The sequence below is a fragment of the Pigmentiphaga daeguensis genome, from assembly GCF_039523035.1.
Classification (GTDB): domain Bacteria; phylum Pseudomonadota; class Gammaproteobacteria; order Burkholderiales; family Burkholderiaceae_B; genus Pigmentiphaga; species Pigmentiphaga daeguensis.
Genome location: NZ_BAAAEN010000069.1, coordinates 1 through 1,409 on the forward strand (window position 1 = coordinate 1; position 1,409 = coordinate 1,409).

3 protein-coding genes are annotated in these 1,409 nt (G+C 64.7%); all 3 read left to right on the forward strand.

Annotated features, from left to right (window positions below; genetic code table 11):
* Positions 1–32 precede the first annotated feature (32 nt).
* From ABD104_RS30115 to ABD104_RS30125, 3 genes are read left to right on the forward strand one after another with little or no spacing between them, the layout of a single operon-like run.
* Positions 33–671: a crossover junction endodeoxyribonuclease RuvC gene (locus ABD104_RS30115; RefSeq protein WP_343928876.1), complete on the forward strand. Its 639-nt coding sequence runs from the start codon at positions 33–35 to the stop codon at positions 669–671.
* Entirely contained in the window at positions 668–1,111 is a 444-nt protein-coding gene (locus tag ABD104_RS30120) for a hypothetical protein (protein ID WP_343928877.1), read from the forward strand. Before ABD104_RS30115 ends, ABD104_RS30120 begins: the two co-directional genes overlap by 4 nt.
* A complete protein-coding gene (locus ABD104_RS30125; RefSeq protein ID WP_343928878.1) occupies positions 1,108–1,308 on the forward strand; it encodes a hypothetical protein in 201 nt (66 codons plus the stop codon). The genes ABD104_RS30120 and ABD104_RS30125 overlap by 4 nt, the downstream gene beginning before the upstream one ends.
* Positions 1,309–1,409 lie beyond the last annotated feature (101 nt).

Sequence of the window (1,409 nt, forward strand, 5' to 3'; positions counted from 1 at the left end):
GAGCTGATCGCCGAATCCGAGGAGATCGGGGCATGACGCTGACCACGGACAAAAGCGGACAGGACACGCAACGTCTCGCGCCCGCGCGCGCGTTTTCGCCGGTGCTGAACCGCAACATCCTGGCCCTGGACCTGGCCACGCGCACAGGCTGGGCCATCGCCACGCGAGACGGCCGGATCCTCTCTGGCTGCGAGTCGTTCGTGCCGCGGGCGAGCTGGGACCCTGGTCAGCGTGGGCTGCGGTTCAAGGCGTGGCTGCAGGAGGTCGTGCACCACCGCGACATCCATGCCATTGCCTACGAGGTGGTCATCCGGCATGGCCCGCAGAACATGGCCGCGGCGGCCCACCTGTACGGGCTGCTCGAGGGGCTGATGTGGATGGCGGCCAGCCTCAGGCAATTGCCGGTGGAAGGTGTGCAGCCCACGGTGGTGAAGAAAGTGTGGACTGGCTCGGGGCGGGCCGACAAGGGCGCAATGGTGGCCGAGGCCAAGCGGCGCGGGTTCCGACCCGTGGACGACAACGAGGCGGACGCGCTGGCAATCCTCAACTGGGCGCTATCCCAGAAGACCGAAGGACGGGTCCAACTGGGCGACGGCACGATGCCCGATCCGAAGAACGTCAAGCGAATCTCGCGCAAGCACGCCACCAAGGCGCAGGGGAGGCTGGTATGAAGCAGGTCGTGCGGTTCGTCGAAACCAAGGCCGTGCCGAGACCCATCGAGCGGCGCGACGCCTTTGCTTTCCGCAAGGACAAAGGCTGGTGCCGCGTCCAGCGGCTCGCCATCTGGGCGCTACGGAAGATTGGCGCTTACTACGTTGAGCAAGCGACGGAGGTGACCCAAGTGGTCATTGATACGGACTCCGTGGCGGAGAGCCTTTATCGCGAGCAGGCCGAATTGATGAGGTCATTTGATCTGGTGCCGGACGAGGTTTTGATCGGTGAGGAGGAATTCCGGGAATTGATGGGGACGCCGCAGATTCACTCGATGATGACCTTCTCCGTGGAAGTGAAGTACGGCTCTCGCGACGGCGGTCTGTACCTCATGGGCATGAAGGTCACGGTCATCCCATGGATGAAGGGCGTGCTGGTGCTGCCCAGGAGAGTGGCATGACCAAGCGCCGCAGCTACAGCGTCATCGACCCGAACGCCAAGGCGGCGCCGGCGCGCGAGCCCAGGCTAGACGCCCGGCCGCTGACCTACGACCGCGCCATGCAGCATGCCCTCGATCGAGCACGGGCCGCGCAGCCGCCCATGTCGCCGCTGGCGGGGAAGGCGGGGCAGCCCTGGAATTCATCGCACGACCAGTAGGAGGTAGCTGTCGAGTCCCGGACGATCATAAGGCCGCCGATGGAACAAATGAGGGTGTGAATCATACCACCCACTCATAGCCTGCATAGGCGTCTTGCTCT